22 protein-coding genes and 2 pseudogenes are annotated in these 24,972 nt (G+C 70.3%); 20 read left to right on the top strand and 4 right to left on the bottom strand.

The genetic code is table 11. The features are described 5' to 3' along the window. From ACTHNQ_RS07445 to era, 10 genes are all read left to right on the top strand, one after another. The coding region (locus ACTHNQ_RS07445; protein WP_440332438.1) for a DUF1990 family protein at nucleotides 1-361 on the top strand (361 nt) is incomplete at its 5' end. Between the two features lie 13 nt (nucleotides 362-374). Further along, nucleotides 375-1,592: a radical SAM family heme chaperone HemW gene (gene hemW, locus ACTHNQ_RS07440; protein WP_440332440.1), complete on the top strand. Its 1,218-nt coding sequence runs from the start codon at nucleotides 375-377 to the stop codon at nucleotides 1,590-1,592. A gap of 121 nt (nucleotides 1,593-1,713) precedes the next feature. Then, a complete protein-coding gene (gene hrcA / locus ACTHNQ_RS07435; RefSeq protein WP_440332436.1) occupies nucleotides 1,714-2,754 on the top strand; it encodes a heat-inducible transcriptional repressor HrcA in 1,041 nt (346 codons plus the stop codon). Nucleotides 2,755-2,803: 49 nt separating this feature from the next. After that, nucleotides 2,804-3,919 (top strand): molecular chaperone DnaJ, encoded by a 1,116-nt coding sequence (gene dnaJ / locus ACTHNQ_RS07430; protein WP_440332435.1) that lies wholly within the window; start codon nucleotides 2,804-2,806, stop codon nucleotides 3,917-3,919. 2 nt (nucleotides 3,920-3,921) lie between these two features. Further along, complete coding sequence (locus ACTHNQ_RS07425; protein ID WP_440332433.1) at nucleotides 3,922-4,707, top strand: 16S rRNA (uracil(1498)-N(3))-methyltransferase; 786 nt, start codon at nucleotides 3,922-3,924, stop codon at nucleotides 4,705-4,707. Nucleotides 4,708-4,764: 57 nt separating this feature from the next. Next, nucleotides 4,765-5,112 (top strand): HIT domain-containing protein, encoded by a 348-nt coding sequence (locus tag ACTHNQ_RS07420; protein WP_440332431.1) that lies wholly within the window; start codon nucleotides 4,765-4,767, stop codon nucleotides 5,110-5,112. Further along, entirely contained in the window at nucleotides 5,090-6,205 is a 1,116-nt protein-coding gene (locus tag ACTHNQ_RS07415; protein ID WP_440332429.1) for a PhoH family protein, read from the top strand. The genes ACTHNQ_RS07420 and ACTHNQ_RS07415 overlap by 23 nt, the downstream gene beginning before the upstream one ends. Then, a complete protein-coding gene (ybeY, locus tag ACTHNQ_RS07410; protein WP_440332428.1) occupies nucleotides 6,202-6,672 on the top strand; it encodes an rRNA maturation RNase YbeY in 471 nt (156 codons plus the stop codon). The genes ACTHNQ_RS07415 and ybeY overlap by 4 nt, the downstream gene beginning before the upstream one ends. Then, the gene (locus tag ACTHNQ_RS07405) at nucleotides 6,669-8,021 is read left to right on the top strand and encodes a hemolysin family protein (RefSeq protein ID WP_440332426.1); all 1,353 of its coding nucleotides are present in this window, start codon (nucleotides 6,669-6,671) and stop codon (nucleotides 8,019-8,021) included. Before ybeY ends, ACTHNQ_RS07405 begins: the two co-directional genes overlap by 4 nt. Then, a complete protein-coding gene (gene era / locus ACTHNQ_RS07400; protein ID WP_440332424.1) occupies nucleotides 8,018-8,974 on the top strand; it encodes a GTPase Era in 957 nt (318 codons plus the stop codon). Before ACTHNQ_RS07405 ends, era begins: the two co-directional genes overlap by 4 nt. Nucleotides 8,975-9,181: 207 nt before the next feature. Here the strand turns inward: era and ACTHNQ_RS07395 are convergent. The 3 genes and pseudogenes from ACTHNQ_RS07395 to ACTHNQ_RS07385 all read right to left on the bottom strand — a co-directional run. Further along, nucleotides 9,182-9,304, bottom strand: a pseudogene (locus tag ACTHNQ_RS07395) (IS5/IS1182 family transposase); the annotation flags it as partial. A gap of 259 nt (nucleotides 9,305-9,563) precedes the next feature. Continuing rightward, nucleotides 9,564-11,456: an alkyl/aryl-sulfatase gene (locus ACTHNQ_RS07390; RefSeq protein ID WP_440332422.1), complete on the bottom strand. Its 1,893-nt coding sequence runs from the start codon at nucleotides 11,454-11,456 to the stop codon at nucleotides 9,564-9,566. A gap of 119 nt (nucleotides 11,457-11,575) precedes the next feature. Continuing rightward, entirely contained in the window at nucleotides 11,576-12,205 is a 630-nt protein-coding gene (locus ACTHNQ_RS07385; RefSeq protein ID WP_440332421.1) for a hypothetical protein, read from the bottom strand. Nucleotides 12,206-12,455: 250 nt separating this feature from the next. On the opposite strand from ACTHNQ_RS07385, the pseudogene leuA reads away from it, so the two are divergent. Further along, nucleotides 12,456-14,217, top strand: a pseudogene (gene leuA, locus ACTHNQ_RS07380) (2-isopropylmalate synthase). A 101-nt stretch (nucleotides 14,218-14,318) separates the two neighbouring features. Here leuA and ACTHNQ_RS07375 read toward each other — a convergent pair. Next, nucleotides 14,319-15,005, bottom strand: coding sequence for a trimeric intracellular cation channel family protein (locus ACTHNQ_RS07375; RefSeq protein WP_440332419.1), 687 nt, complete (start codon nucleotides 15,003-15,005; stop codon nucleotides 14,319-14,321). Nucleotides 15,006-15,063: 58 nt separating this feature from the next. Between ACTHNQ_RS07375 and recO the strand changes: the two genes are divergently transcribed. The 9 genes from recO to ACTHNQ_RS07330 all read left to right on the top strand — a co-directional run bounded on the left by recO (nucleotide 15,064) and on the right by ACTHNQ_RS07330 (nucleotide 24,849). Continuing rightward, nucleotides 15,064-15,807, top strand: coding sequence for a DNA repair protein RecO (recO, locus tag ACTHNQ_RS07370; RefSeq protein ID WP_440332417.1), 744 nt, complete (start codon nucleotides 15,064-15,066; stop codon nucleotides 15,805-15,807). Beyond that, on the top strand, nucleotides 15,804-16,616 hold the full coding sequence (locus ACTHNQ_RS07365) for an isoprenyl transferase (RefSeq protein WP_440332415.1): 813 nt from the start codon (nucleotides 15,804-15,806) through the stop codon (nucleotides 16,614-16,616). Before recO ends, ACTHNQ_RS07365 begins: the two co-directional genes overlap by 4 nt. Before the next feature lie 114 nt (nucleotides 16,617-16,730). Further along, on the top strand, nucleotides 16,731-18,125 hold the full coding sequence (locus tag ACTHNQ_RS07360) for a glutamate decarboxylase (protein ID WP_440332414.1): 1,395 nt from the start codon (nucleotides 16,731-16,733) through the stop codon (nucleotides 18,123-18,125). Nucleotides 18,126-18,148: 23 nt separating this feature from the next. Continuing rightward, entirely contained in the window at nucleotides 18,149-18,835 is a 687-nt protein-coding gene (locus ACTHNQ_RS07355; RefSeq protein ID WP_440332412.1) for a hypothetical protein, read from the top strand. Next, complete coding sequence (locus ACTHNQ_RS07350) at nucleotides 18,832-19,512, top strand: DsbA family oxidoreductase (protein WP_018170943.1); 681 nt, start codon at nucleotides 18,832-18,834, stop codon at nucleotides 19,510-19,512. The genes ACTHNQ_RS07355 and ACTHNQ_RS07350 overlap by 4 nt, the downstream gene beginning before the upstream one ends. Nucleotides 19,513-19,636: 124 nt before the next feature. Then, nucleotides 19,637-20,803 carry a tRNA dihydrouridine synthase DusB gene (gene dusB, locus ACTHNQ_RS07345; protein WP_018170942.1) on the top strand — a complete coding sequence of 389 codons (1,167 nt, stop codon included), beginning with the start codon at nucleotides 19,637-19,639 and terminating at the stop codon, nucleotides 20,801-20,803. Next, nucleotides 20,793-22,136: a deoxyguanosinetriphosphate triphosphohydrolase gene (locus ACTHNQ_RS07340; RefSeq protein WP_440332409.1), complete on the top strand. Its 1,344-nt coding sequence runs from the start codon at nucleotides 20,793-20,795 to the stop codon at nucleotides 22,134-22,136. Before dusB ends, ACTHNQ_RS07340 begins: the two co-directional genes overlap by 11 nt. After that, the gene (gene dnaG, locus ACTHNQ_RS07335) at nucleotides 22,136-24,004 is read left to right on the top strand and encodes a DNA primase (RefSeq protein WP_440332407.1); all 1,869 of its coding nucleotides are present in this window, start codon (nucleotides 22,136-22,138) and stop codon (nucleotides 24,002-24,004) included. The genes ACTHNQ_RS07340 and dnaG overlap by 1 nt, the downstream gene beginning before the upstream one ends. 56 nt (nucleotides 24,005-24,060) lie before the next feature. Further along, nucleotides 24,061-24,849, top strand: a complete 789-nt coding sequence (locus ACTHNQ_RS07330) for an ATP-binding cassette domain-containing protein (RefSeq protein WP_440332405.1) — start codon at nucleotides 24,061-24,063, stop codon at nucleotides 24,847-24,849. The last annotated feature ends 123 nt before the right edge of the window (nucleotides 24,850-24,972 follow it).

Here is a 24,972-nt window from a genome sequence, read left to right as displayed (position 1 = left end):
GGCCGAGCAGCGGTTCGACGCCGACGGCACGCCGTACGTGGGCGCCGGCGCGACCGTCCGCCTCGACGGACGGGTGAAGGGGCTGAAGGCCGACGCCGAGCTGCGGGTCATCTTCGCCGTCGAGGAGCCGCGACGCGTGGGCTTCGCGCTGGGCACCGTGAGCGACTCGGTGGTCAGCGGCGAGGAGTCCTTCATGCTCGAGTGGTACGAGAACGACGAGGTGTGGTTCACCGTCCGTGCGTTCGATGCCCCGCACGCGTTCCTGTACAAGGTGCTCCCCGCTCTGACCAAGCGCCGCCGTCGCGAGCTGTTCACGCGCTACCTGCGCGCGATCTCGCCGCTGTATTCGACGCCCGCGTGAACGCGAGAGCGTGATGGGATCGGCTCTGCCCCTGGGCGATCCGATGCCGTCGGACGGAGCGCTGCCCGACGGCATCCGCGTCGATCCCGCCGTGCCGTTCGGCGTGTACCTCCACGTGCCGTTCTGCCGCGTGCGCTGCGGGTACTGCGACTTCAACACCTACACGTCGTCGGAGCTGCGCGGTGCGCGCCAGGACCAGTACGCCGACACCCTGCTGCGCGAGGTGGACCTCGCGACGTCGGTGCTCGGCGCGGCAGGCGGTCTGCGGCCCGCGTCGACGGTGTTCTTCGGCGGTGGCACGCCCACACTGCTGCCGCCGGGCGACCTCGCACGCATGCTCGACGGAGTGCGCGGCGCGTTCGGGCTGGCCGACGGGGCCGAGGTGACCGTCGAAGCCAACCCCGACACGGTGTCGCCCGCCGTCGCGCACGAGCTCGCCGCCGCCGGGGTCACCCGCCTGTCGATCGGCATGCAGTCCGCGGTGCCTCACGTGCTGGCCGCGCTCGACCGCACCCACGATCCCGAGAACGTCCGCACCGCCGTCGCCGCGGCGCGCGAGGCGGGCCTCGACGTGAGCGTCGACCTGATCTACGGAGCGCCCGGCGAATCGCTGGAGGACTGGCGCGCGTCGCTGGAGGCCGCATCGGCGCTGGACCCCGACCACATCTCGGCCTACGCACTCATCATCGAGGACGGCACGAAGCTCGCGCGGCAGATCCGCCGCGGCGAGGTGCCGGCGCCGGACGACGACCTGCAGGCCGACATGTACGAGCTCGCCGACGACCTGCTCGGCGGCGCCGGATACGACTGGTACGAGGTGTCGAACTGGTCGCGCGGCGTGGAGCACCGGTCGCGGCACAACCTCGCATACTGGACCGGCGCCGACTGGTGGGGCTTCGGCCCGGGCGCGCACAGCCATGTCGCGGGGGTGCGCTTCTGGAACGTCAAGCATCCGGCCGCGTACGCACAGCGCCTCGCCGCGGGGGAGTCGCCCGGCGCCGGCCGCGAGATCCCGGATGCTGCCGCCCGCGCGCTCGAAGGCGTGCTGCTGCGCACCCGCATCCGCGAGGGGCTCGACGTGTCGGAGCTGCTGGGCGAGGGGCGCCACGCGGTGGCTGCGCTGATCGCCGACGGGCTCATCGAGGGTGCGGACGCGCGGCACGGCCGGATCGTGCTGACCCGCCGCGGCCGGCTGCTGGCGGATGCCGTCGTGCGGGCGCTGACCGACTGACCCGGCCTCCTCGACTCGCGCCGTGCGCTCGGCGATCCAGGGATGCCGATCGGATAGAATTGGCACTCCAGACATGTGAGTGCCAGCAGTGCACGGCGTCCACGGCGAGGCGGGAGGCGGGATGGTCAGCGAGCGGGGTCTGCAGGTGCTGCGGGCGATCGTCCAGGACTACGTCGACACGCGCGAGCCGGTCGGCAGCAAGGCGATCGTCGAGCGCCACGCGTTCGGCGTGTCCGCGGCGACCATCCGCAACGACATGGCGCTGCTGGAGGACGAGGATCTCATCGTCGCCCCGCACACGTCGTCGGGCCGCGTGCCCACCGACAAGGGGTATCGGGTCTTCGTCGACCATCTGGCCGAGCTGCGCCCGTTGAGCACCGGCCAGCGCGCCGCGATCGCGTCATTCCTCGACGGCTCCGGCGACCTCGACGACGTCCTGGTGCGCACGGTGCGGGCGCTCACGCAACTGACCGGTCAGGTCGCGATCGTGCAGTACCCGTCGTTCGCGCGCGCGAACGTGACCCACGTCGAGCTGGTGCAGCTCGGCGGCGGGCGGATGCTCGTCATCGTCGTCACCGACACCGGCCGGGTGTCGCAGCGACTGACGTTCGTGGGCGACGAGTTCGACGAGGCCGACTTCGCCCGCATCCGCGCCGAGCTCGGCACCCTCCTGGTCGGCCGCCCGGTCCGCGAGGGGCTGCAGCGCATCGCCGACCGGCTCGCCGCACCGTCGGCACAGGCGCCCGCCCACGTGCGCGCGACCGACGAGATCGTGCGGGCGGTCGCCGAGGAGCTCGAGGAGTTCCGTCAGGACAAGCTGGTCATGGCGGGCAGCGCCAACCTCGCCCGTCGCGAAGCAGACTTCCGCGGCAGCATCTACCCGCTGCTGGAGGCCATCGAGGAGCAGGTGACGCTCCTGCGCCTCATGGGAGAGATGGTCGCCGACGAGCAAGGACTGGCGGCCAGCATCGGCCGCGAGAACGAGCCGTTCGGACTGGCCGAGGCATCGGTCGTGACGAGCGACTACGACGCGACGGGCTCCAAGGCCCGCATCGGCGTGCTGGGTCCCACCCGCATGGACTATCCCACGAACCTCGCGGCGGTCCGAGCCGTCGCGCGCTATCTCACGCGCATGCTCGAGCAGGACGACCCCTCCCGCTGAGGCAGACGCAGACACGATCCCGCGGCGCATCCGCGGCAGGAAGGCGAAAGTGGCTGACCACTACGAGGTCCTCGGCGTCTCACGCGACGCCACCCCCGACGAGATCAAGAAGGCGTACCGGCGTCTCGCACGCCAGCTCCACCCGGACGTGAACCCCGGCGAGGAGGCATCCGAGCGGTTCAAGCTCGTGACCCACGCGTACGACGTGCTGAGCGACCCCGATCAGCGCGCGCGGTACGACATGGGCGGCGGCGACTCGCCGTTCGGCGGCGGAGCAGGCGGCTTCGGCGGCTTCGGCGACATCTTCGAGACCTTCTTCGGCGCCGCGGGCGGCGGACGCGGCGGGCGGCCCCGATCGCGGCGCGAGCGCGGCCAGGACGCCCTGGTGCGCGTGACCCTCGACCTCGGCGACGTCGTGTTCGGGGTGCACCGCGACATCGAGGTCGACACGGCCGTCGTGTGCGAGACCTGTGACGGATCCTGCTGCCAACCCGGCACGACGCCCGTCACATGCGACATCTGCCATGGCACGGGTCACGTGCAGCGCCAGGTGCGCAGCCTCCTCGGCAACGTCGTGACCACCCAGCCGTGCAACGTGTGCCAGGGCTACGGCACGACGATCCCGTACCCGTGCGCCACGTGCCAGGGACAGGGCCGCGTCCGCTCGCGCCGCACCGTGTCGCTCGACATCCCGGCCGGCGTCGAGACCGGGCTGCGCCTGCAGCTGCCGGGCTCGGGCGAGGTCGGGCCGGCGGGCGGCCCCAACGGCGACCTGTACATCGAGGTGACCGTGACGCCGCACGAGGTGTTCAGCCGCGACGGCGACGACCTGCTGGCGACGCTCGAGGTCTCGATGCCCGATGCGATCCTGGGCACGACGACGACGATCGAGTCGCTCGACGGGCCGGTCGACCTCGAGGTGCGCCCGGGCGCCCAGGCCGGAGACATCCTGACGATCAAGGGGCGCGGCATCACGCCGCTGCGCGGCTCGCAGCGCGGTGACCTCAAGGTCGGCGTGCACGTGGTGACGCCGACACGGCTCGACCACAAGGAGCGGGCCCTCATCGAGGAGTTCGCGAAGCGCACGAAGGCCCCGGCCCCGAAGCTCGCGGAGTTCCACCAGGGGCTGTTCTCGAAGCTCCGCGACCGCTTCCGCAACGGCTGACCGTGGCGCTGCACTTCCTGATCGACGGGGCCGCAGGCGCTCTGATCGACGGTGCCGCGGGCGCTCACCTCGACGGGCCCACGACGGCGGGTCCCGGCGACGCCGTGACACTCACGGGCGCCGAGGCTCACCACGCCGCCGCGGTACGGCGCGTCCGCGTCGGCGAGGAGGTGACGCTCGGCGACGGCCGCGGCGCGTGGCTGACGGGCAGAGTCGAGTCTGTCGCGCCGCGCGAGGTGGTCGTGCGCATCGAAGGGCGAACGGATGCCGCCGCCCCGAGCCCGCGCGTCGTGCTGGTGCAGGCGCTCGCCAAGGGGGATCGCGACGAGCTGGCGGTGCAGGCCGCGACCGAGCTCGGCGTGGACGAGATCGTGCCGTGGCAGGCGTCGCGCAGCGTGTCGCGCTGGGATGCGGCCAAGGCCGCCAAGGGCCGTGCGCGCTGGGCGACGATCGCCCGCGAGGCGGCGAAGCAGGCGCATCGGGCGTGGCTGCCCGAGGTGTCGGAGCTCACCACCACGCGTGCGCTCGCGCAGCGGGCAGCAGCATCCACGATCCTCGTCCTCGAGCCGACCGCCTCGGTCGCGCTCAGCGCGCTGGAGCTCGACCCCGCCGACACGCGCGACATCGTGCTCGTCGTGGGCCCCGAGGGCGGGATCGCCGCCGACGAGCTGGAGACGCTCGTCGCCGGCGGCGCGCGGCTGGTGCGCCTGGGCGACACGGTGCTGCGCACCTCGACCGCCGGACCGGCCGCCATCGCGGTCGTCAGCGCCCGCCTCGGTCGCTGGTGAACGCCCGGTCCTGCGCCGTCCGGCCGGGTGGAGAGCCTCGTCGGTAGACTTGCGGGCATGAGCGAACCCTCGATCTTCACCCGCATTCTGAACGGCGAGATCCCGGCAGAGGTCGTCGGCGAGACCGAGAACGCGGTGGCGATCAAGGACATCGCTCCCCAGGCCCCCGTGCACGTCCTGGTGTTCCCTCGCACGCAGGAGTACCGCAACGTCGTCGAGCTCGCCGCGGCCGACCCGGACCTGATGGCCGAAGTCGTCGGCCTTGCCAACACCGTCGCCGCCCAGCTGTCGGACGGCGACTTCCGCCTCGTATTCAACACGGGCCCCGACGCGGGCCAGACCGTCTTCCACGTGCACGCGCACGTGCTCGCAGGCGGCCTCGATGAGAAGAGCCTCGGTGCCTGAACATCCCTCTGAGAACGCCGTCACGGACGTCGTCTACGCCGACGGCGTGGCGATGGTCCAGCTGCTCGGCCCGCAGGACCGCCTGCTGCGCGTGGTCGAGCGCGAGCACCCGGGCGTCGACGTCCATGTGCGCGGCAACGAGATCACCCTGACCGGTGAGGCGGATGCCGTGGCCGCTGCACGCGCGCTCGTCGACGAGCTCCTCGCGATGACGAAGGCCGGGCACGCGCTCGGCGAGTCCGACGTGACGTCGTCGAACCGCATCCTGCGCAGCACCCCCGACGGCGGGCCCCGTCCCTCCGAGGTCCTCGGCGAGGCGATCCTGTCGTCGCGCGGCCGCGTGATCCGTCCGAAGACGCTCGGCCAGAAGGCGTACGTCGACGCGATCGAAGAGAACACGATCGTGTTCGGCATCGGCCCGGCCGGCACGGGCAAGACCTATCTGGCGATGGCGAAGGCCGTGCAGGCCCTGCAGCGCAAGGAGGTCGATCGCATCATCCTGACGCGTCCGGCCGTCGAGGCAGGGGAGCGGCTCGGGTTCCTGCCCGGCACGCTCACCGACAAGATCGACCCGTACCTGCGCCCGCTGTACGACGCGCTCAACGAGATGATGGACCCCGAGATCGTCCCCAAGCTCATGGCCACGGGAACGATCGAGGTCGCCCCGCTCGCGTACATGCGCGGCCGCACCCTCAACAACTCGTTCGTCGTGCTCGACGAGGCGCAGAACACCACGCCCGAGCAGATGAAGATGTTCCTCACGCGGCTGGGCTTCGGGACGCGCATGGTCGTGACCGGCGACATCACGCAGGTCGACCTGCCGCAGGGCGCGTCCGGCCTGCGGCTGGTCACGCGGGTGCTGAAGGACATCGACGACATCCACTTCTCGTATCTCACCAGCGACGACGTCGTGCGTCACAACCTGGTCGGCCGCATCGTCGACGCGTACAGCGAGTACGACGAGCTGCGGCTCGCCGCCCGCCGCGAGCGGGACGAGGCATCCGAGTTCGCCAACCGCGCCGAGCGGCGCGCCGGGATGCCGCGCGCTGCCGGCCCCCGTGACCACCTTCCGAAGCGAGGACGCTCATCATGACCATCGAGATCGGCAACGAGTCGGGGATCGCCGTCGACGAGGCGGTGCTGCTGCGTCTGATGGAGCACAACCTCGCCGAACTCCACGTGAGCCCGGATGCCGACGTGGCGATCCTGCTCGTCGACGAGGGCGCCATGGAGTCGCTGCACGTGCAGTGGATGGACGAGCCCGGCCCCACCGACGTGCTCAGCTTCCCGATGGACGAGCTGCGCCCCGGCACCGAGGACATGCCCACCCCCGCGGGCCTGCTCGGCGACATCGTGCTGTGCCCGCAGGTCGCCGAGGCCCAGGCGGTCGCCGCGAAGCACTCGACCCTCGACGAGCTGATCCTGCTGACCACGCACGGGCTGCTGCACCTGCTCGGGTTCGATCACGCCGAGCCCGAAGAGGAGCGCGAGATGTTCGGCCTGCAGCGCGAGCTCATCGCGTCGTTCCAGGCGTCCGAACGCCGACGACCCCGCGCATGACCGCTGCTCTCCTCCTCGTCGCCGCAGCGCTGCTGCTCGCGTTCGGCGCCCTCATGGTCGCGATCGACGCGGCGATGGGGGTCACCTCGCGCGCCGACCTCGCCGAGCTGGGTGCCGGCGGCCGCAACGCGAAGACGCTGCAGCGCATCGCCGCCGACCCCGAGGCGCACAGCAACGCGGTGCTCTTCATCCGCGTCCTCGCCGAGACGACGGCCGCCGTGCTCGTCACGGTGGCGTTCACGCTGCTGTTCTCCAACATCTGGTGGGCGATGCTCGCCGCGGCGGTGCTGATGACCGGCGTGTCGTATGTGGTGGTCGGGGCGAGCCCCCGCACCGTCGGCCGGCTTCATGCCAAGCGGCTCCTGCGCGGAGCGGCGCCGGTCATCCGGGGCGTCCGCATCATCCTCGGCCCGCTCGCCCACGGCCTCGTCGCGCTCGGGACGCGCATCACCCCGGGGGCATCCCGCGGGTCGTCCTTCGCCTCGGAGGAGCAGCTGCTCAGCATCATCGACGAGGCTGCCGAGAACGAGCTCATCGAGCAGGACGACCGCGAGCTCATCCACTCGGTCTTCGACTTCACCGACACGTTCGTGCGCGCCGTGATGGTGCCGCGCACCGACATGGTGACGGTGGATGCCTCGACCTCCACCCGTGAGGCGATGACGATCTTCCTCGACAAGGGCGTGTCGCGCATGCCGATCGTCGACGACGACGCCGACGACGTGGTGGGGGTGCTCTACCTCAAGGACCTCGTGCAGTTCGGCTTCCGCGACGAGTCCGGCTGGCGGGATGCGCCGATCGCCCGCATCGCACGGCCGGCGGTCTTCGTGCCCGAGTCCATGAAGGCCGAAACGCTGCTGCAGCAGATGAAGCGCGACGCCGTGCACGTCTGCCTCGTCGTCGACGAGTACGGCGGCGTCTCGGGTCTCGTGACGCTCGAGGACCTCATCGAGGAGCTCGTCGGCGAGATCTCGGACGAGTACGACCCGCGCGCCGAAGAGGTCACCGAGCTGGAGCCCGGCCACTACCGGGTCAGCGCCCGACTGGGTCTCGACGAGGTCGGCGATCTGTTCGGCCTGGAGCTGGAGGACGAGGACGTCGATTCGATCGGCGGTCTGCTCGGCAAGGCCCTCGGGCGCGTTCCGCAACCCGGCGCGACGGCCGAGTTCGCGGGTCTCATCATGACCGGCGGGGCCTCACGCGGCCGGGGCCGCGGCATCTCGACCGTGTTCGTCGAACGCGGCGAGACCCCGGCCGACGTCGGCCGTTCCCCGCGGACCGGCGAGATCCGCATCGTGACCACGCGCACCGGTGAGATCCGGCTGCCGAAGAAGGAGGAGACGCCGTGAGCGAGTCCCCGACCACCCCGGTCCCCGAGCCCGCCGAAGGGACCGGCGCCCCGGACGGATCCGCCGAAGGACGATCCGGCTTCGTCACGTTCGTCGGCCGGCCCAACGTCGGCAAGTCGACGCTCACGAACGCGCTCGTGGGCGAGAAGGTCGCGATCACCAGCGACAAGCCGCAGACGACCCGCCGCGCCATCCGCGGCATCCTGAACCGTCCCGGCGGTCAGCTGGTCATCGTCGACACGCCGGGACTCCACAAGCCGCGCACGCTGCTCGGTCAGCGTCTCAACGACCTCGTCGAGCAGGTGCTCGGCGACGTCGACGTCATCGGCTTCTGCGTGCCCGCGACCGAGAAAGTCGGCCCCGGCGACCGCCGGATCGCGGAGTCGCTCGACGGCTACGGCCGCGCGAAGAAGGTGGCGATCGTCACCAAGACCGACGCGGCGTCGCGTGACCAGATCACCGAGCGTCTCATGGAGGTCGACAGTCTGCGCGAGGACTGGGCAGCCGTGATCCCGCTGTCGGCGTTCACGCGCGAGCAGCTGGACGTCCTGAGCGACGAGCTGCTGGCGCTCATGCCGGTGGGGCCGGCACTGTACCCCGACGACGTCGTCACCGACGAGTCGACCGAGGACCGCATCGCCGAGATCATCCGCGAGGCGGCCCTCGAGGGGGTGCGCGACGAACTGCCGCACTCCATCGCCGTCACCATCGACGACATCGCGGAGCGCGAGGACGGCGGGCTCACGGACGTCTACGCGAACATCGTGGTCGAGCGCGACAGCCAGAAGGCGATCATCATCGGCCACAAGGGCTCACGCCTGCGCGATGTCGGCACACGGGCACGCGCGCAGATCGAGCCGCTGCTCGGCACGAAGGTCTTCCTGAAGCTCCACGTCCGCGTCGCGAAGGAATGGCAGCGCGATCCCAAGCAGCTCGGACGCCTGGGCTTCTGAGCGCCTAGGCCGTGTTGCTAAAGGAGCTGCTGAGCCAGTGGAGCGTCGCGGCGAGGCAGAGCCCGGCGTGGTAGTTGCGGGCGGTCTTGTCCGAGCGCATCGCGATTCCGCACCATTGCTTGAGCTTGTTGAAGCACCGCTCGACGACGTTGCGGCCGCGGTAGCGGGCCGGCTGCTGGTCGCCGAAGTCGATCGGCCTGCCAGCATGCTGGTGTCCGCTGCTTGCCCCGGCGTGAGGATGAACGCGAGAGCTCTGCCCTTCCCGTCGCAGACCGGGTGGTTCTTCGTCGTCAACCCGCCGCGGGAGCGGCCGATCGCGTGATCTGGCGGCTACTCACCGAACTTCTTGTGGTTCGACAGAGCCCCCTGTGATGCGGGGAAGGGTCGCGCCATGCTGGTGCACGCGCACGATCGTGGAGTCGATCGACGCGACCCAGTCCAGGTCACCGGACTGCTGCGCGAGGGATTGCGTCCTCTCCAGCACCCGCGCCGGGTGAATTGCTCACCGACACGCCCGTCCCGCGTCCGTTAGCGAGGCCGGCTGCTGCGCTCCTCTGGAGCAGCAACCGGCCTCGATCGTGCTCGGCGCTCAGGGTGTGACGATGGCGAAGTCCTTATCACCGGGGCTGAGCAGCGCTGCGAGCCTGCCGAGCACCGTCGGATCACCGGCGACCTCGATACCTGCACCAGCGAGGCCTTCGGCGGTGAGTGCGCCGGTCGCCAGCGCCGGAAGGGATCGCTTCGTGGTCGTCAGCGTGATGTCGGCGTCGCCGGCCTGCGGGGCGGCGCTGTAGATCAGCGCGCCGTTGCTGAGCCACAGACGGTAGCGCTTGTCGACGTCGGTGAGCACGATCTCGATGCTGAGCTTCTCGTCCCACGCGCGGGGGCCGTCGATCTGGATCGCGATCGCGTCGAACAGCATCTCCGGGGTGAGGGCCGAGATGACATCCGCCGACGCCGACACCGTCGGCGTGCCGAACTGGCCATCGCGGAGCTCCGTGGTGCCCGACAGGAAGAAGTTGCGCCAGATCCCGTTTTCGGAACCGTAACCGAGCTGCTCGAGGATGTCAGCGAGCAGGTCACGGGCAGCCTGGTTGTCGGGCTGAGCGAACACGAGGTGGCTGGCAATCTCGGCCGCCCACCGATAGTCGCCCGAGTCGAATGCGGACTGAGCCTTTTCGAGAACAGCATCTGCACCGCCGCCGAACTCGACATACCGCTTGCCCTGCTCGACCGGGGGGTGCTGCCACAGGTGCGCCGGGTTGCCGTCGAACCAGCCCATGTACCGCTGGTAGATGGCCTTGATGTCGTGGCTGACCGACCCGTAATAGCCCCGTGCGTGCCACGAGTTCTCCAGCGCCGGCGGCAGCTGCAGGTGCTCGGCGATCTCGATCCCGGTCCAGCCCTGGTTGATGAGGCGCAACGTCTGGTCGTGCAGGTACGCGTAGAGGTCCCGCTGCTGCGACAGGAACGTGACAACCCGCTCGCGACCCCAGGTAGGCCAGTGGTGCGACGCAAACACGACCTCGAGGTCGCCGCCGAACAGGTCGATCGTCTCGGTGAGGTAGTGCGTCCACGCGTGCGGGTTGCGCACCAGCGCACCACGCAGCGTGAGCAGGTTGTGGAGCGTGTGCGTCGCGTCCTCCGCCGCGCACAGCGCCTTGTGGTCGGGAAAGTAGACGAGGAACTCGGCCGGCGCCTCAGTCTCAGGCGCCATTTGAAACACCATCCGCACACCGTCCACGACCTCTTCCTGACCGGTGTGCGTGATGTCGAGGGTCGGGGCGATAAGTGTGATGTTGCCCGTCGAGACGGTCTGGCCGAGGCCGGCGCCCACGGCGCCCTGCACTCCCCGGGGAAGGGCTGCGCCGAACATGTACGCCGAACGGCGCGCCATGGCAGTACCGGCATAGACGTTCTCGGACGCCGCGTGCTCGGTGAACCCCTCGGGTGCGATGACCGGCACACGACCCGCGTCGACATCCTCCTGCGTGGCGACACCCTTGACGCCGCCGAAGTGATCGACGTGCGGATGCGTGTAGAGCACGCCGGTCACGGGCCTGTCACCGCGATGCTCACGGTACAGCGCGAGGCCCGCGGCAGCGGCCTCTTCGGTGACCAGCGGGTCGAGCACCAGAACACCGGCCTCGCCCTCGATGAGGGTCATATTCGACAGATCGAATCCACGGATCTGATAGATGCCCTCGACGACCTCGAACAGGCCCTGCTTCGCGACAAGCTTCGACTGACGCCACAGGCTCGGGTTCACCGTCTCGGGGGCATCGCCGGTGATGAAGTCGTACGTGTCGTTGTCCCAGATCACCGCGCCATCCGCATCCTGGATCGCGTTAGGCGTGCGCGCTGCAATGAAGCCGCGCTCCGCGTCATCGAAGTCCTGCTTGTCTGCGAACGGCAGCGCGTCGAGGACTCTCCGCTGCTGATCGACGATGAATGAGCTGGCCGAATTGTGATGCGACGTCATGCGACCCACTCTGCCAGCGGACACGCGCCACTCGCTACGAACAATCGACCTTCAGCTGAGTCCGTCGGAAATGACTTCCCGAGTCAAGGGATAGAGTCACGGGCCTTTAGCAACACGCCCTAGCCGTCCATGTCGCGGATCGCGGAGCGGACGCCCACGAGGTCTTCGCCGTACTCCGCGTTCGCGGCATCCTGCCACGTGCCGTCGTCCCACACGACGTCGACCCAGAGCCGGCCGTCCTGCGGCGCAGAGGCCAGGTACGAATCGCCCAGCCGATCGGGCAGCTCGTTCTGGATGGCGGAAAGCGTCGCCTCGTCGCCCTTTCCGGGGCGGCCGTCGGTCGGATCCGGCAGGGGGATCGGGTCGTACAGTGCGAGCAGGACGGGGGGCTGGGTCGACGTGAACGACTCGCCGTCGTAGGTGCCGCGGACGGCGTAGGCGCCCCAGGTCGTCTCGCCGGAGGTCTCGGCGCCGTCGAGCCCGTCCCACGACCATCCGTCGAGCGGGATGCCGGTGCACTGCGGCGGGTACGACTCGGCGACCGGTCCGAGGCACAGCTGCACCTCGCCGCCCATGTCGAGAACGGTCCCGGTGGCGGTCACCTCGCCCTCGGGCGGCACCGGCGTCACCGCACCGAACGAGGCGCCGGAGGCTCCGGGACCGGAGGAGGAGGCGGCGCAGGCCGTCGCCGCGAGCAGGACGAACGCACCGGCGGCGACGATGCCGAGCGGTCCGGGAACACGTCTCATACCCTGCTGGTGTCGGTGCGGGGCGAATCGTCTCAGGAGCGGCGGTGCGGCATCCTGTGTCGCCCGGTTCGCGCCGCCGCCGACCACGGGTGTACTCTGGCTCCATGCGCTTCGGCGGGCTCCTTCTTCTTAGCCGCCGCGACGAGACCTCGTTCTAGGGCCTTCCTCGTCGCGGAGCTTCTTGTTGGCCCGCACCATCAGGCATCGACAGCCCCATCGGGGCGTCGGCAACGAGAGAAGCGACGAAACCATGGACAACACCCAGAAGCCTTCGGGCATGCCGATCCGCAAGTACCGGCCGTTCCACGAGCAGATCCGGGTGGACCTGCCCGACCGCACCTGGCCCGACCAGCGGATCACGACCGCACCGCGCTGGTGCGCCGTCGATCTGCGCGACGGCAACCAGGCGCTCATCGATCCGATGAGCCCCGAGCGCAAGCGCATCATGTTCGATCTGCTCGTGCAGATGGGCTACAAGGAGATCGAGGTCGGGTTCCCCTCGGCGAGCCAGACCGACTTCGACTTCGTGCGCCAGCTGATCGAAGAGGACCTCATCCCCGATGACGTCACGATCCAGGTGCTGACTCAGGCGCGCGAGCACCTCATCGAGCGCACGTACGAGTCGATCGCGGGCGCCAAGCAGGCGATCGTCCACCTTTACAACTCGACGAGCGTGCTGCAGCGTGAAGTGGTCTTCCGCACCGACGAGCAGGGCATCATCGACATCGCGCTCGAGGGCGCGCGCCTGTGCCGCGAGTTCGAGAAGCGCATCCCCGAGACGAAGGTGTTCTACGAGTACTCGCCCGAGAGCTACACCGGCACCGAGCTCGAGTTCGCGCTGAACGTCTGCAACCAGGTCATCGAGATCTTCGAGCCGACGCCCGAGCGCAAGGTCATCATCAACCTGCCCGCGACGGTCGAGATGGCCACGCCCAACGTGTACGCCGACTCGATCGAGTGGATGAGCCGTCGCCTGGCGCATCGCGAGAACGTCATCCTCTCGCTGCACCCCCACAACGACCGCGGCACCGCGATCGCCGCAGCGGAGCTGGGCTACATGGCCGGCGCCGACCGCATCGAGGGGTGCCTGTTCGGCAACGGGGAGCGCACCGGCAACGTCGACCTCGTCGCACTGGGCATCAACCTGCTGACCCAGGGCATCGACCCGCAGATCGATTTCAGCGACATCGACCAGGTCAAGCGCACCGTCGAGTACTGCAATCAGCTGCCCGTGCACGAGCGCAGCCCGTGGGCCGGAGACCTCGTGTTCACAGCCTTCAGCGGCTCGCACCAGGACGCCATCAAGAAGGGCTTCGAGGCGATGGAGGCGCGCGCCGCCGCGGCCGGGGTCACCGTCGACGAGATCGAGTGGGCCGTGCCGTACCTGCCGATCGACCCGAAGGACCTGGGCCGTTCGTACGAAGCCGTCATCCGCGTCAACTCGCAGTCCGGCAAGGGGCGGCGTCGCGTACCTGCTGAAGACGGACCACTCGCTCGATCTGCCGCGCAAGCTGCAGATCGACTTCTCGGGCGTCGTGCAGGCCAAGACCGATGCCGAGGGCGGCGAGATCACGAGCGACCAGATCTGGAAGATCTTCACGGACGAGTACCTGCCGTCCGAGATCGCCGACGAGCGCTGGGGCCGTTTCGAGCTGCTGGCCACCAGCACCCGCAGCGACCTGTCGGGCGATGTCGCGCTCGACATCACGCTGCGCGACGGCGACGAGCGCCGCGAGGCCTCCGGCCGTGGCAACGGTCCGGTGGCCGCGTTCCTCGAGATCGTGCGCGCCCAGGGCTTCGAGGTGACGCTGTACGACTACGTCGAGCACGCACTCAGCGCCGGTGGCGACGCCCAGGCGGCCGCCTACATCGAACTGCAGGTCGACGGCGAGCGCCTGTGGGGCGTCGGCATCGACTCAGACATCTCGACCGCTTCGCTCAAGGCGATCGTGTCGGGCGTGAACCGCGCCATCCGTACGCGGGAGCGCTCCGAAGCCCTCGCGGGCGTCTGAGCGCTGACCGTCGACGGGTGTGCGCGGGCGATCCCCGCGTGCACCCGTCGGTGTGCGCCGACCGTGGCACGACGTGACACTGCCGGGGTCCGACGGATGCGTCAGGGCTTGACGATCGGGATCGTCGAGGTCTCGACCGCCACCTTGCGCCGATAGAGCGCGCGCTGCTCGGGCAGCGAGATGTCGAAGATCACGGCGAGCAGGCGGATGACCGCTGTCACGACGATGCCGACCACCGCGGCGACGACGATGTTCGCGCCGAGGTCGTGCGCGGTTGCCAGGACCAGGCAGCCGACACCCGCCGCCACGGCGTACAGCGAGCCGACGTGCATGATGGCGACCGGCAGTCCCATGATGATGTCGCGGAGGATGCCGCCGCCCACGGCCGAGCAGACGCCCACGAACACGGCCGGCACGAGCGGCAGCCCGAGCACGAGCGCCTTGCTCGTTCCGAACGCGCCGAACATGCCGATGACGAGTGCGTCGAGACCGACGATGACGGCGTTCAGGCGCTGGAAGACGCCGGCCAGCAGCATCCCGAACAGCGCGGCGCCCGTCGCCGTCAGCAGGTACCAGTTGCTCTGCAGCGTCGTGGGGGCGACGTTCAGCAGCAGGTCGCGGATGAGTCCGCCTCCCATGCCGACGACGACGCCGATGATCGCGACGCCCAGCATGTCGAGGCGCCGCTCGCCGCGGAACCCCGACGCGAACAGTGCGCCCTGGATCCCGCCGAGACCGACGGCGGTGAGGTCCGCCCACAGCGGAATCACGAAGACAGGCTCGTTCACCTGTCCATTCTCGCGGTGCGCGGCGCCTGCGAGCGGGCGACGCGACGATAATCGTAGGGTGCCCACCTACCGCGATGAAGTCGTGGTCCTGCGCACCCACAAACTGGGTGAGGCCGACCGGATCGTGACGATGCTCAGCCGTCGTCACGGCAAGGTGCGCGCCGTCGCCAAGGGCGTGCGCCGCACCTCGTCGCGGTTCGGCTCGCGCCTGGAGCCCTTCATGGTCGCGGACGTGCAGCTGTACCAGGGCCGCTCGCTCGACATCGTGCAGCAGGCGGAGTCCCTCGGTTCCTACGGCGCCGACATCGTGGCCCACTACGACCGCTACACGTCCGCGCACGCGATGGTCGAGGCCGCGGACCGGCTCAATGAGGCCGAGGCGACGCCGCAGCAATACCTGCTCCTCGTCGGCGGCCTGCGTGCGCTCTCGCGCGGCGAGCACGCGTCGCGCAGCGTGCTCGATTCGTACCTGCTGCGGGCGATGGCCCTGTCGGGCTGGGCTCCCGGCCTCGGCGAATGCGCCCGCTGCGGACGCACCGGCCCGCACGACACGTTCGTCGCCCAGCAGGGCGGCATCGTCTGCCGCGATTGCGCCCCGGTCGGCGCAGCCCGCGTCGACGCCGCCACCGTGTCTCTCCTGCAGTCGCTCATGGCGGGGGAGTGGGATGCGGTGGATGCCGCAGCCCCGGGCTCGACCGCGGCGGCTTCGGGCCTCATCGCCGCCTACGCCCAGTGGCACCTGGAGCGCGGCATCCGCTCCCTCTCTCACGTCTCGGCAGCCCCGCAGGAAGGCCCCAGGTGACCCCCAAGCCCTACACGCACCGCGACGCGGTGCCGTACCGCCCGCTCGACTGGACCGGTGTGTACCCGCCGGAGTATCCGAAGGGCGCTGTGCCGAACCACGTCGCGATCGTGATGGACGGCAACGGCCGATGGGCGAACCGCCGCGGACTGACCCGCATCGAAGGGCACAAGGCGGGTGAGGCGGCGCTGCTCGACGTCGTCGCAGGAGCGATCCAGGCGGGCGTGAAGCACCTGTCGGTGTACGCCTTCTCGACCGAGAACTGGTCTCGCTCGCCCGACGAGGTGCGCTTCCTCATTGGCTACAACCGCGATGTGCTTCACCGGCGGCGCGATCAGCTCAACGAGTGGGGCGTGCGGATCCAGTGGGCCGGTCGCAAGCCGCGGCTGTGGGGGTCGGTGATCAAGGAGCTGCAGTTCGCCGAACGGCTGACCGCGGGCAACGACGTGCTCACGCTCACGATGTGCGTGAACTACGGCGGCCGCGTCGAGCTCGTCGACGCCATGCGGTCGATCGCCGACGACGTGGCCGCCGGCAGGCTCAAGCCGTCGGCCGTGTCGGAGAAGCTCATCCAGCGGCGGCTGTATCAGCCCGGGATGCCGGACGTCGATCTGTTCCTGCGCTCCAGCGGCGAGCAGCGCACGTCGAACTTCCTGCTGTGGGAGTCCGCCTACGCGGAGTTCGTGTTCCTCGACACGCTGTGGCCCGACTTCACCCGCGCCGATCTGTGGCACGGCATCGACGTCTACCTCGGCCGCGACCGCCGCTTCGGCGGCGCGGTGGACACCCCCGGCGCCGCGCCGGCCTGACGCCTGATCGGCGGCGGTTTCCGTCCGTACGGATTGACTCTGGGCACGGACCCGATAGCCCGCTAGCATCGGGGCTGTCGCGTGCGGGGCGCGGCACGACATGGGGGTGTCAGCATGCTGCACAAGCGCGATTCGATCCGTGACGAGATGCTCGACGAGATCTACTCGTCGTCCGATCTGGCCGGAGCTCTGCCGAAGTACCGCATCCCGGAGCGCGAGCAGCTGCCTCGGCACGCTTATCGCGTCATCTCGGACGAGCTGATGATGGACGGCAATTCCCGGCAGAACCTCGCGACGTTCTGCCAGACGTGGCTCGAACCGGAAGTCCTGCTCATCATGGCCGAGACGCTCGACAAGAACATGGTCGACAAGGACGAGTATCCCCAGACCGCCGCGATCGAAGAGCGCTGCGTGCACATCCTCGCGGACCTCTGGAACTCTCCGGATGCCGCCAACACGCTCGGCACGTCCACGACCGGCTCCAGCGAGGCGGCCATGCTCGGCGGCATGGCGCTGCTGTGGAACTGGCGGGCGCGCCGCCGCGCGGCAGGGCTGCCGGTCGACAAGCCGAACCTCATCACCGGCCCGGTGCAGGTGTGCTGGCACAAGTTCGCCCGCTACTGGGACGTCGAACTGCGCGAGATCCCGATGGAGGGCGACCGGTTCCTGATGACGCCGGAACAGGTCATGAAGCGCGTCGACGAGAACACGATCGGCGTGGTTCCCACGCTCGGCGTGACCTTCACCGGCGGCTACGAGCCGGTGCAGGCCGTGAGCGACGCGCTCGACGCACACCAGGCCGAGACGGGCCTCGACATCCCGATCCACGTCGACGGCGCGAGCGGCGGCTTCCTCGCCCCGTTCACCGCGCCCGAGCTCGTCTGGGACTTCCGGCTGCCGCGGGTGAAGTCCATCAACACCTCGGGCCACAAGTTCGGGCTGGCACCGCTCGGCGTGGGGTGGATCGTGTGGCGCGACGCGGCCGACCTGCCCCAGGAGCTCATCTTCGACGTGAACTACCTCGGCGGCAACATGCCCACCTTCGCCCTGAACTTCTCGCGCCCCGGGGGCCAGATCGTCGCGCAGTACTACAACTTCGTGCGGCTCGGGCGAGAGGGTTACCGCAAGGTGCACCAGGCCTGCTACGACACGGCCATGTACCTCGCCGACGAGATCGGCAAGCTCGAGCACTTCGACATCATCAACGACGGCAGCCCGCAGTCCGGCATCCCTGCGGTGTCGTGGAAGCTGAAGGAGGGCGTGGAGCACCCGTTCACCCTCTTCGATCTCGCCGACCGGCTGCGGGCCCGGGGATGGCAGGTGCCGGCGTACACGATGCCCGCCAACCGGGAGGACCTCGCGATCCAGCGCATCCTCGTCCGCGTCGGATTCGGCCGGGATGAGGCATCCCTGCTCATGGACGACTACCGTGACGCGATCGAGCACTTCGACAGGCACCCCATCACCGTGCCCATGAGCGAAGAAGAGGCCGGGTCGTTCCACCACTGAGTCGCGGCGAGACCGGCACCAAGGTGATCACCCACCACGACGGGCCCGCCCGACCGCAGCGGACGCGGGCGATGCGGCTGCGCCGGGAGTCCTGGGGCTTCGCCGTCGGCTCCGTCCTGTTCGCCGTCGGGGTCGTGCCCTGGTACGTGGACGCGGTCGGACCCGTGTGGGATGCGGCGACGTTCTTCGCGGGGTCGGTGTTCTTCACCCTGGGCGGCTTCATCCAGCTCGCACTGAGCGGCCGCCGCCCGCCCAGACGCTCCTCGTCGACCGCGGACTTCGCCGACTGGTGGTCGGCGGCCGTGCAGTTCGTCGGCACATTGCTGTTCAACGTGAGCACCGCGGCCGTCCTCATCGGCGCCATCCGTGCGACATCCACCCCGTCGACCGGATGGACACCGGATGCCTGGGGCTCGGCCGCGTTCCTGATCGCGAGCGTCCTGGCCCTCGTGGCCGCGCGGCGCAGGCACGAGCTATGGGATCCGGACGCCCGCACCGCCCATGGGACGTGGCTGAACATGGCCGGCTCGGTCGCGTTCGGCTTCTCGGCGGTCGGCGCCTACGTGGTCCCGGCCACCGGGACCATCTACGACCCCCGCTGGGTGAACCTCGGCACCTTCCTCGGGGCGCTGTGCTTCTTTGTCGCCGCCGTGCTCGCCCGCCGGTCGATGGAATACGAGGCGCACCACCAGGGGTTGTCCTCAGCATGACAGACGCCATCAAGATCGACGTGTGGAGCGACATCGCCTGCCCGTGGTGCTACATCGGCAAGCGCAACCTCGAGAACGGCCTGGCCGCGGCATCCACCGATGAGGACGCCCCCGCCGTCGAGGTGACCTTCCACTCGTTCGAGCTCTCTCCCGACACCCCCGTGGACTTCGAGGGTGACGAGCTCGACTTCCTGGCGAAGCACAAGGGCATGCCGCGCGAGCAGGTGCAGCAGATGCTCGAGCGCGTCACCGGCGTCGCGGCCGACGCAGGCCTGGAGTACCGCTTCGACCTGCTCAAGCACACCAACACCGTCAAGGCGCACGAGCTGCTGCACTTCGCGAAGGAGCAGGGCCGGCAGCACGAGCTCGCCGAGCGTCTCATGGCCGCCTACTTCACCGAGGGCCGCCACCTCGGCCGCGAGGACGAGCTCGTCGCGCTCGCCGCGGACGCGGGACTGGACGCCGACGCCGCGCGCGACGCGCTGCAGAGCGGCCGCTACCTGGACGCCGTCCGCGCCGACCAGGCGCAGGCGGCCGCGTACGGCATCAACGGCGTGCCGTTCTTCGTCATCGACGGCAAGTACGGCGTGTCGGGCGCACAGCCCGCGGACGCCTTCGCGCAGATCGTGCGCCAGGTGTGGGCCGAGCACCGCGAGCCCGCAGAGATCGACGCCTGATCCCGCAGAACGACGCGCGAGCGGGCCGCCACGATCACTCGTGGCGGGCCGTTCGCCTGTGTCCTTCCGAGTGCGGTGCCCCCGTGTACAGCCAAGCGTCGGGTTCCTGTAAGAGAATGGAGTCGTGACGACTGCCATCGCCCCCGCGCCCACGCTGCGCATCGGGCCCATCGAACTCGACGCGCCTGTGGTGCTCGCGCCGATGGCCGGCATCACCAACACCGCGTTCCGCCGGCTGTGCCGCGAGTACGGAGCGGGCCTCTACGTGAGCGAGATGATCACGACCCGGGCGCTCGTGGAGCGCAACGCCACCACGATGCGGCTGATCACGCACCACGAGTCCGAGAAGCCGCGCTCGATCCAGCTGTACGGCGTGGATCCCGCCACGACCGAGGCGGCCGTGCGCCTGCTCGTCGAGGAGGACCGCGCCGACCACATCGACCTCAACTTCGGCTGCCCCGTCCCCAAGGTCACCCGCAAGGGCGGGGGAGCGGCGCTGCCGTGGAAGCTCGGGCTGTTCCGCGAGATCGTCACGCGCGCCGCGCGCGCGGCCGGCGACATCCCGCTGACGGTGAAGATGCGCAAGGGCATCGACGGCGACCACCTGACCTACCTCGACGCCGGTCGCATCGCCGAGGACGCGGGCGTCGCCGCCGTCGCACTGCACGCGCGGACGGCGTCGGAGTTCTACTCGGGGAACGCCGACTGGTCGGCGATCACGAAGCTCAAAGAGACCGTCACGAGCGTCCCGGTGCTCGGCAACGGCGACATCTGGTCGGCCGAGGACGCTGTCCGCATGATGGCCGAGACGGGCTGCGACGGCGTCGTGGTCGGTCGCGGCTGCCTCGGGCGGCCGTGGCTGTTCGGCGATCTCGCCCGCGCGCTCGGGGGACCGGACGCTGCACCGGCCGAGCCGGTGGACGCGACGCTCGGCTTCGTCGCAGCCGCGTTCCGGCGCCACGCGGAGCTGCTCGTCGAGTTCTTCGACGACGAGGATCGCGGCTGCCGCGACATCCGCAAGCACGTGGCGTGGTACTTCAAGGGGTACCCGGTCGGCGGCGAGCTGCGCGCCAGCCTCGCCACCGCCTCCAGCCTCGCCGAGATCGACGATCTGCTGGCCACCCTCGACCTCGACGCGCCGTACCCGGGCGCGGCAGCCGAGGGTCAGCGCGGTCGTGCCGGCACGCCGAAGCGCCCCGCCCTCCCCGACGGCTGGCTGAACTCCCGCGAGCTCGGGGCCGCGGCATCCATCGCCCTCGCCGAAGCGGAACTCGACCACAGTGGCGGGTGACGGGGCGGGCGCGTCCGAGCGACCCCTGGGGTACGACGACGCGGATGCCGCACGGTTCCACGCCGAACGCCACAGGTCCCAGCGCGACGACTTCGCGCGCGACCGCGCCCGGGTGCTGCACTCGGCCGCACTGCGCAGGCTCGCGGCGAAGACGCAGGTGCTGAGCCCGGCGAGCCCCGCCGACTTCGCGCGCAACCGGCTGACCCACTCGCTCGAGGTCGCGCAGGTCGGGCGCGAGCTCGCCACGGCGCTGCGCCTGGCCGCCGACGTCGTCGACACGGCCTGCCTGAGCCACGACCTCGGTCACCCGCCGTTCGGGCACAACGGCGAGCGGGCGCTCAACGAGTGGGCCGAGGACTTCGGCGGCTTCGAGGGCAACGCGCAGACGCTGCGCATCCTCACCCGCCTCGAGCCGAAGGTGATCGATGCGGAGGGCCGCAGCTTCGGCCTGAACCTCACGCGCGCGAGCCTGGATGCCTCGTGCAAGTACCCGTGGACGGCTGACCATCCGCTCCCTGACCCCGGCGGACGCCTGAAGTTCGGCGTATACCCCGAGGACGAGGACGTCTTCCGCTGGCTGCGTGCCCACGCCCCCGGTCGCGTGCGCTGCATCGAGGCCGAGGTGATGGACCTCTCGGACGACAACGCCTACTCGGTCCACGACTTCGAGGACGCGATCGTCAACGGCTACCTCGACCCCGCGCGCCTCGTCGACCCCCGCGAGCACGAGGCGCTGCTGACTGCCATCCAGTCCTGGGTGGGCTTCGACTTCGCGCGCGACGAGCTCGAGGACGCCCTGTTCCGGCTGACCCGGATGCCGGAGTGGATCGGGTCGTTCGACGGCACCCGTGCCGCGCTCGCCCGCCTGAAGAACCTCACCTCCGACCTGATCGGGCGGTTCGCCCGCGCCGCCACGACCGCGACCCGCGAGTCCTACGACCTCGCCGTGCTCACGAGATACCGCGGCCACCTCGTCGTGCCGCGCATCGTCGAGGCCGAGATGGCGGTGCTGAAGGGGATCATCGGCGCAGCCGTCGTGTCGATCGAGGGTCGCAAGGATCTCTACAAGGAGCAGCGCCGCCTGCTCAAGCGCCTGGCGACGGCGCTGTGGGAGCAGCCGGAGGCGCTCGACGCGATCCACGCGCGGGACTTCGCCGCGGCCGGATCGGATGCCGCCCGCCGTCGTGTCGTCGTCGACCAGGTCGCGAGCCTCACCGATCAGCTCGCCATCACCTGGCACGGCTCGCTGGTCGCGCCCGTGGATGCGGCATCCGTCGGCGTCTGGGCACCCGGCGCCCGCCCCATGGACGTGCCCTCTCACGGAGTCCGCTGATGGCCGGACGCATCCGTCAGGCCGACGTCGACGAGGTCAAGGCGCGCACCAACATCGCGGACATCATCGGCGAGCGGGTCGCCCTCAAGTCCGCCGGGGTCGGGTCCCTCAAGGGTCTGTGCCCGTTCCACGACGAGCGCAGCCCGAGTTTCAACGTCCGTCCGCAGGCCGGCTTCTACCACTGCTTCGGCTGCGGGGAGTCGGGGGATGTGTACTCGTTCCTCCGCGCGATGGACCACGTGACCTTCACCGAGGCGGTCGAGCGCCTCGCCGGACGCATCGGCTACGCCCTGCACTACGAGGACGGCGGTGCCGCGCCGGAGCACACCGGCCGTGCGCGGCTGTTCGCCGCGAACTCCGCGGCCGCCGAGTTCTTCCGGTCGCAGCTCATGACCCCCGAGGCCGACACGGCGCGGCGCTTCCTCGGGCAGCGCGGGTTCGACGCGGGTGCCGCGGGGCATTTCGGGGTCGGCTACGCCCCCAAGGGGTGGGAGGGCATGACCAAGGCTCTGCGCTCCCAGGGCTTCACCGACGAGGAGCTGTCGTCGGCCGGTCTCGTGTCTCAGGGTCAGCGCGGGGTGTACGACCGGTTCCGCGGACGCGTGGTGTGGCCTATCCGCGACGTCACCGGCCAGGTCATCGGCTTCGGCGCGCGCAAGCTCTACGACGACGACAACGGTCCCAAGTACCTCAACACGCCCGAGACGACGCTCTACAAGAAGACGAACGTGCTCTACGGGCTCGATCTCGCCAAGCGCGACATCTCCCGCGAGCACCGCGTCGTGGTCGTCGAGGGGTACACCGACGTCATGGCGTGCCACCTCGCGGGCATCACGACCGCGATCGCGACGTGCGGCACGGCGTTCGGAGCCGACCACATCACGGTGCTGCGCCGCGTCATGGGCGACGACTCGACAGCCGGCGAGGTCGTCTTCACGTTCGACCCCGATGCGGCCGGGCAGAAGGCTGCGCTGCGGGCGTTCGCCGATGCCAAGCGCTTCAACGCCCAGACGTATGTCGCCACCGGCCCGGAAGGCCTCGACCCCTGCGACCTGCGGCTCGCGCGCGGCGACGGCGCGGTGCGGGCGCTGCTGGAGACCAAGGTGCCCATGGTCGAGTTCGTGCTCGACCAGCGCATCGGCGGCTACGACCTCGCGAGCGTCGAAGGACGCGTCGGCGCGCTGCGCACGGCGGCCCCCGTCGTCGCCGAGCTGCGCGACCCGCTGCTGCAGCCCGAGTACATCCGCGTGCTCGCCCGCCGCCTGGGCATGGACACCGAGGACGTCAGGCGCGAGGTCGAACGGGCCGGGCGCGGCGGTCCCCGCGACGACCGCCGCCGCGACGCCTCCCCGGCCGAGGCCGCACCCGAGTCGGGCGACGACACCGCTCTGCGCGTCACCCTGGCCACGCTGCCCCGCACGCCCGAGGCGGCGCTGGAGCGGGATGCGCTCATGGGCGTCCTGCAGTTCGGCCACCGCACCGACCCCACGCTCGTCACCCGGGCGCTCGAGCTGCCGTTCCGGCTTCCTCCGCTGGAGGCCGTCCGGGCGGCGGTCGTGGCCGCGGCGGGGACCATGCAGCGGCCGGGATGGTCGGTGGATGCGGTCGCCACCGTGCGGGAGCCCTACCGGTCCCTGGCGGCCGAGCTGCTCGCGGGCAACTTCCCGGCGCTCGACGACGACGCGGCCGTGGCATCCACGAGCGATCTCCTGCGCCGGCTGGTGCTGCGCGGACTCGACCGCGAGAAGGCCGAGCTGCTCGGGGCGATCCAGCGCGTGCCGGCGGATTCCGAAGAGGGTCGCAGCATCCGCCTGCGCCTGCGGGAGCTCGACGCGCGCCGCCAGACGATCGCCGACGAAGGCTCCTGACGCCCGATCATCCCCCTCGGGTGGTGCGTCCCGGCGCCGCAGGGCAGGATGAGGGGATGGCTCGCCGACGAGATGCAGAGATGGCGATCGACTGCTCCGACCTGTCGATCGCCCGGGCAGGACGCGGCGGACCGGCGCAGCGCGTCGTGGACGGGGTCACCTTCCGTGTGCCGCACGGCGGCACGCTCGCGGTGATGGGGCCGACGGGATCGGGCAAGTCCTCGCTCGCCGCCGTGCTGGCCGGCGCGGAGGAGCACGGTCTCGCCGTCGTGGGAGGCAGCGGCACCGTCGAGGGCATCCCGGTGCGGCATCCCGGACGCGCGCACCGGTACCTCACGTACTACGCGGGCTACCTCCCGCAGTCCGCGGGAGCGCAGCTGCCGGCGCGGCTCACCGTGGCAGAGGTCATCGGCGAGCCGATCACGAGCCGCGACCGCCGGGTGAGCCCGCGCGGGCTCGCGGTGCGCATCGCCTCGCTCCTCGACGAGATGATGCTGCCGCTCGGCGCCTCGGCGAAGTATCCGTACGAGCTCAGCGCAGGGATGCGCCAGCGCGTCGCGTTCGCGCGGGCGCTGGTGCTGCAGCCGAGGGTGCTCATCGCGGATGAGCCGTTCGCGAACATGGACGTCGAGGTGCGCAGAGCGGCGCGCGACGCCATCCTGCGGCGCCGCCACGAGCTCGGCATGGCAGCCCTCGTGGTCACCAACGAGCCCGACGTCGTGACCGAGCTGGATGCCGATGTGCTCGTGCTGCGCGGCGGCCTCACCGTCGCGTACGGACACGGCACGCACGACCTGCTCTGGACCCCCAGCGCCGACGCCGACCGACGCCTCGTCGGATCGTGAAATGGCGTCGATGGTCATGAGCACGGGTTGAGCTTTGCTAGTATGGACTGGTTGCCCGCACGAGAGTGCGGAACATTCCTCCATAGCTCAATTGGCAGAGCAATCGGCTGTTAACCGATAGGT

Origin of the sequence: Microbacterium sp., from assembly GCF_051953575.1 — a bacterium.
GTDB lineage: Bacteria > Actinomycetota > Actinomycetes > Actinomycetales > Microbacteriaceae > Microbacterium.
The sequence above is the reverse complement of the archived record's forward strand: the minus strand, read 5'-3'. Positions and strand labels throughout refer to the sequence as shown.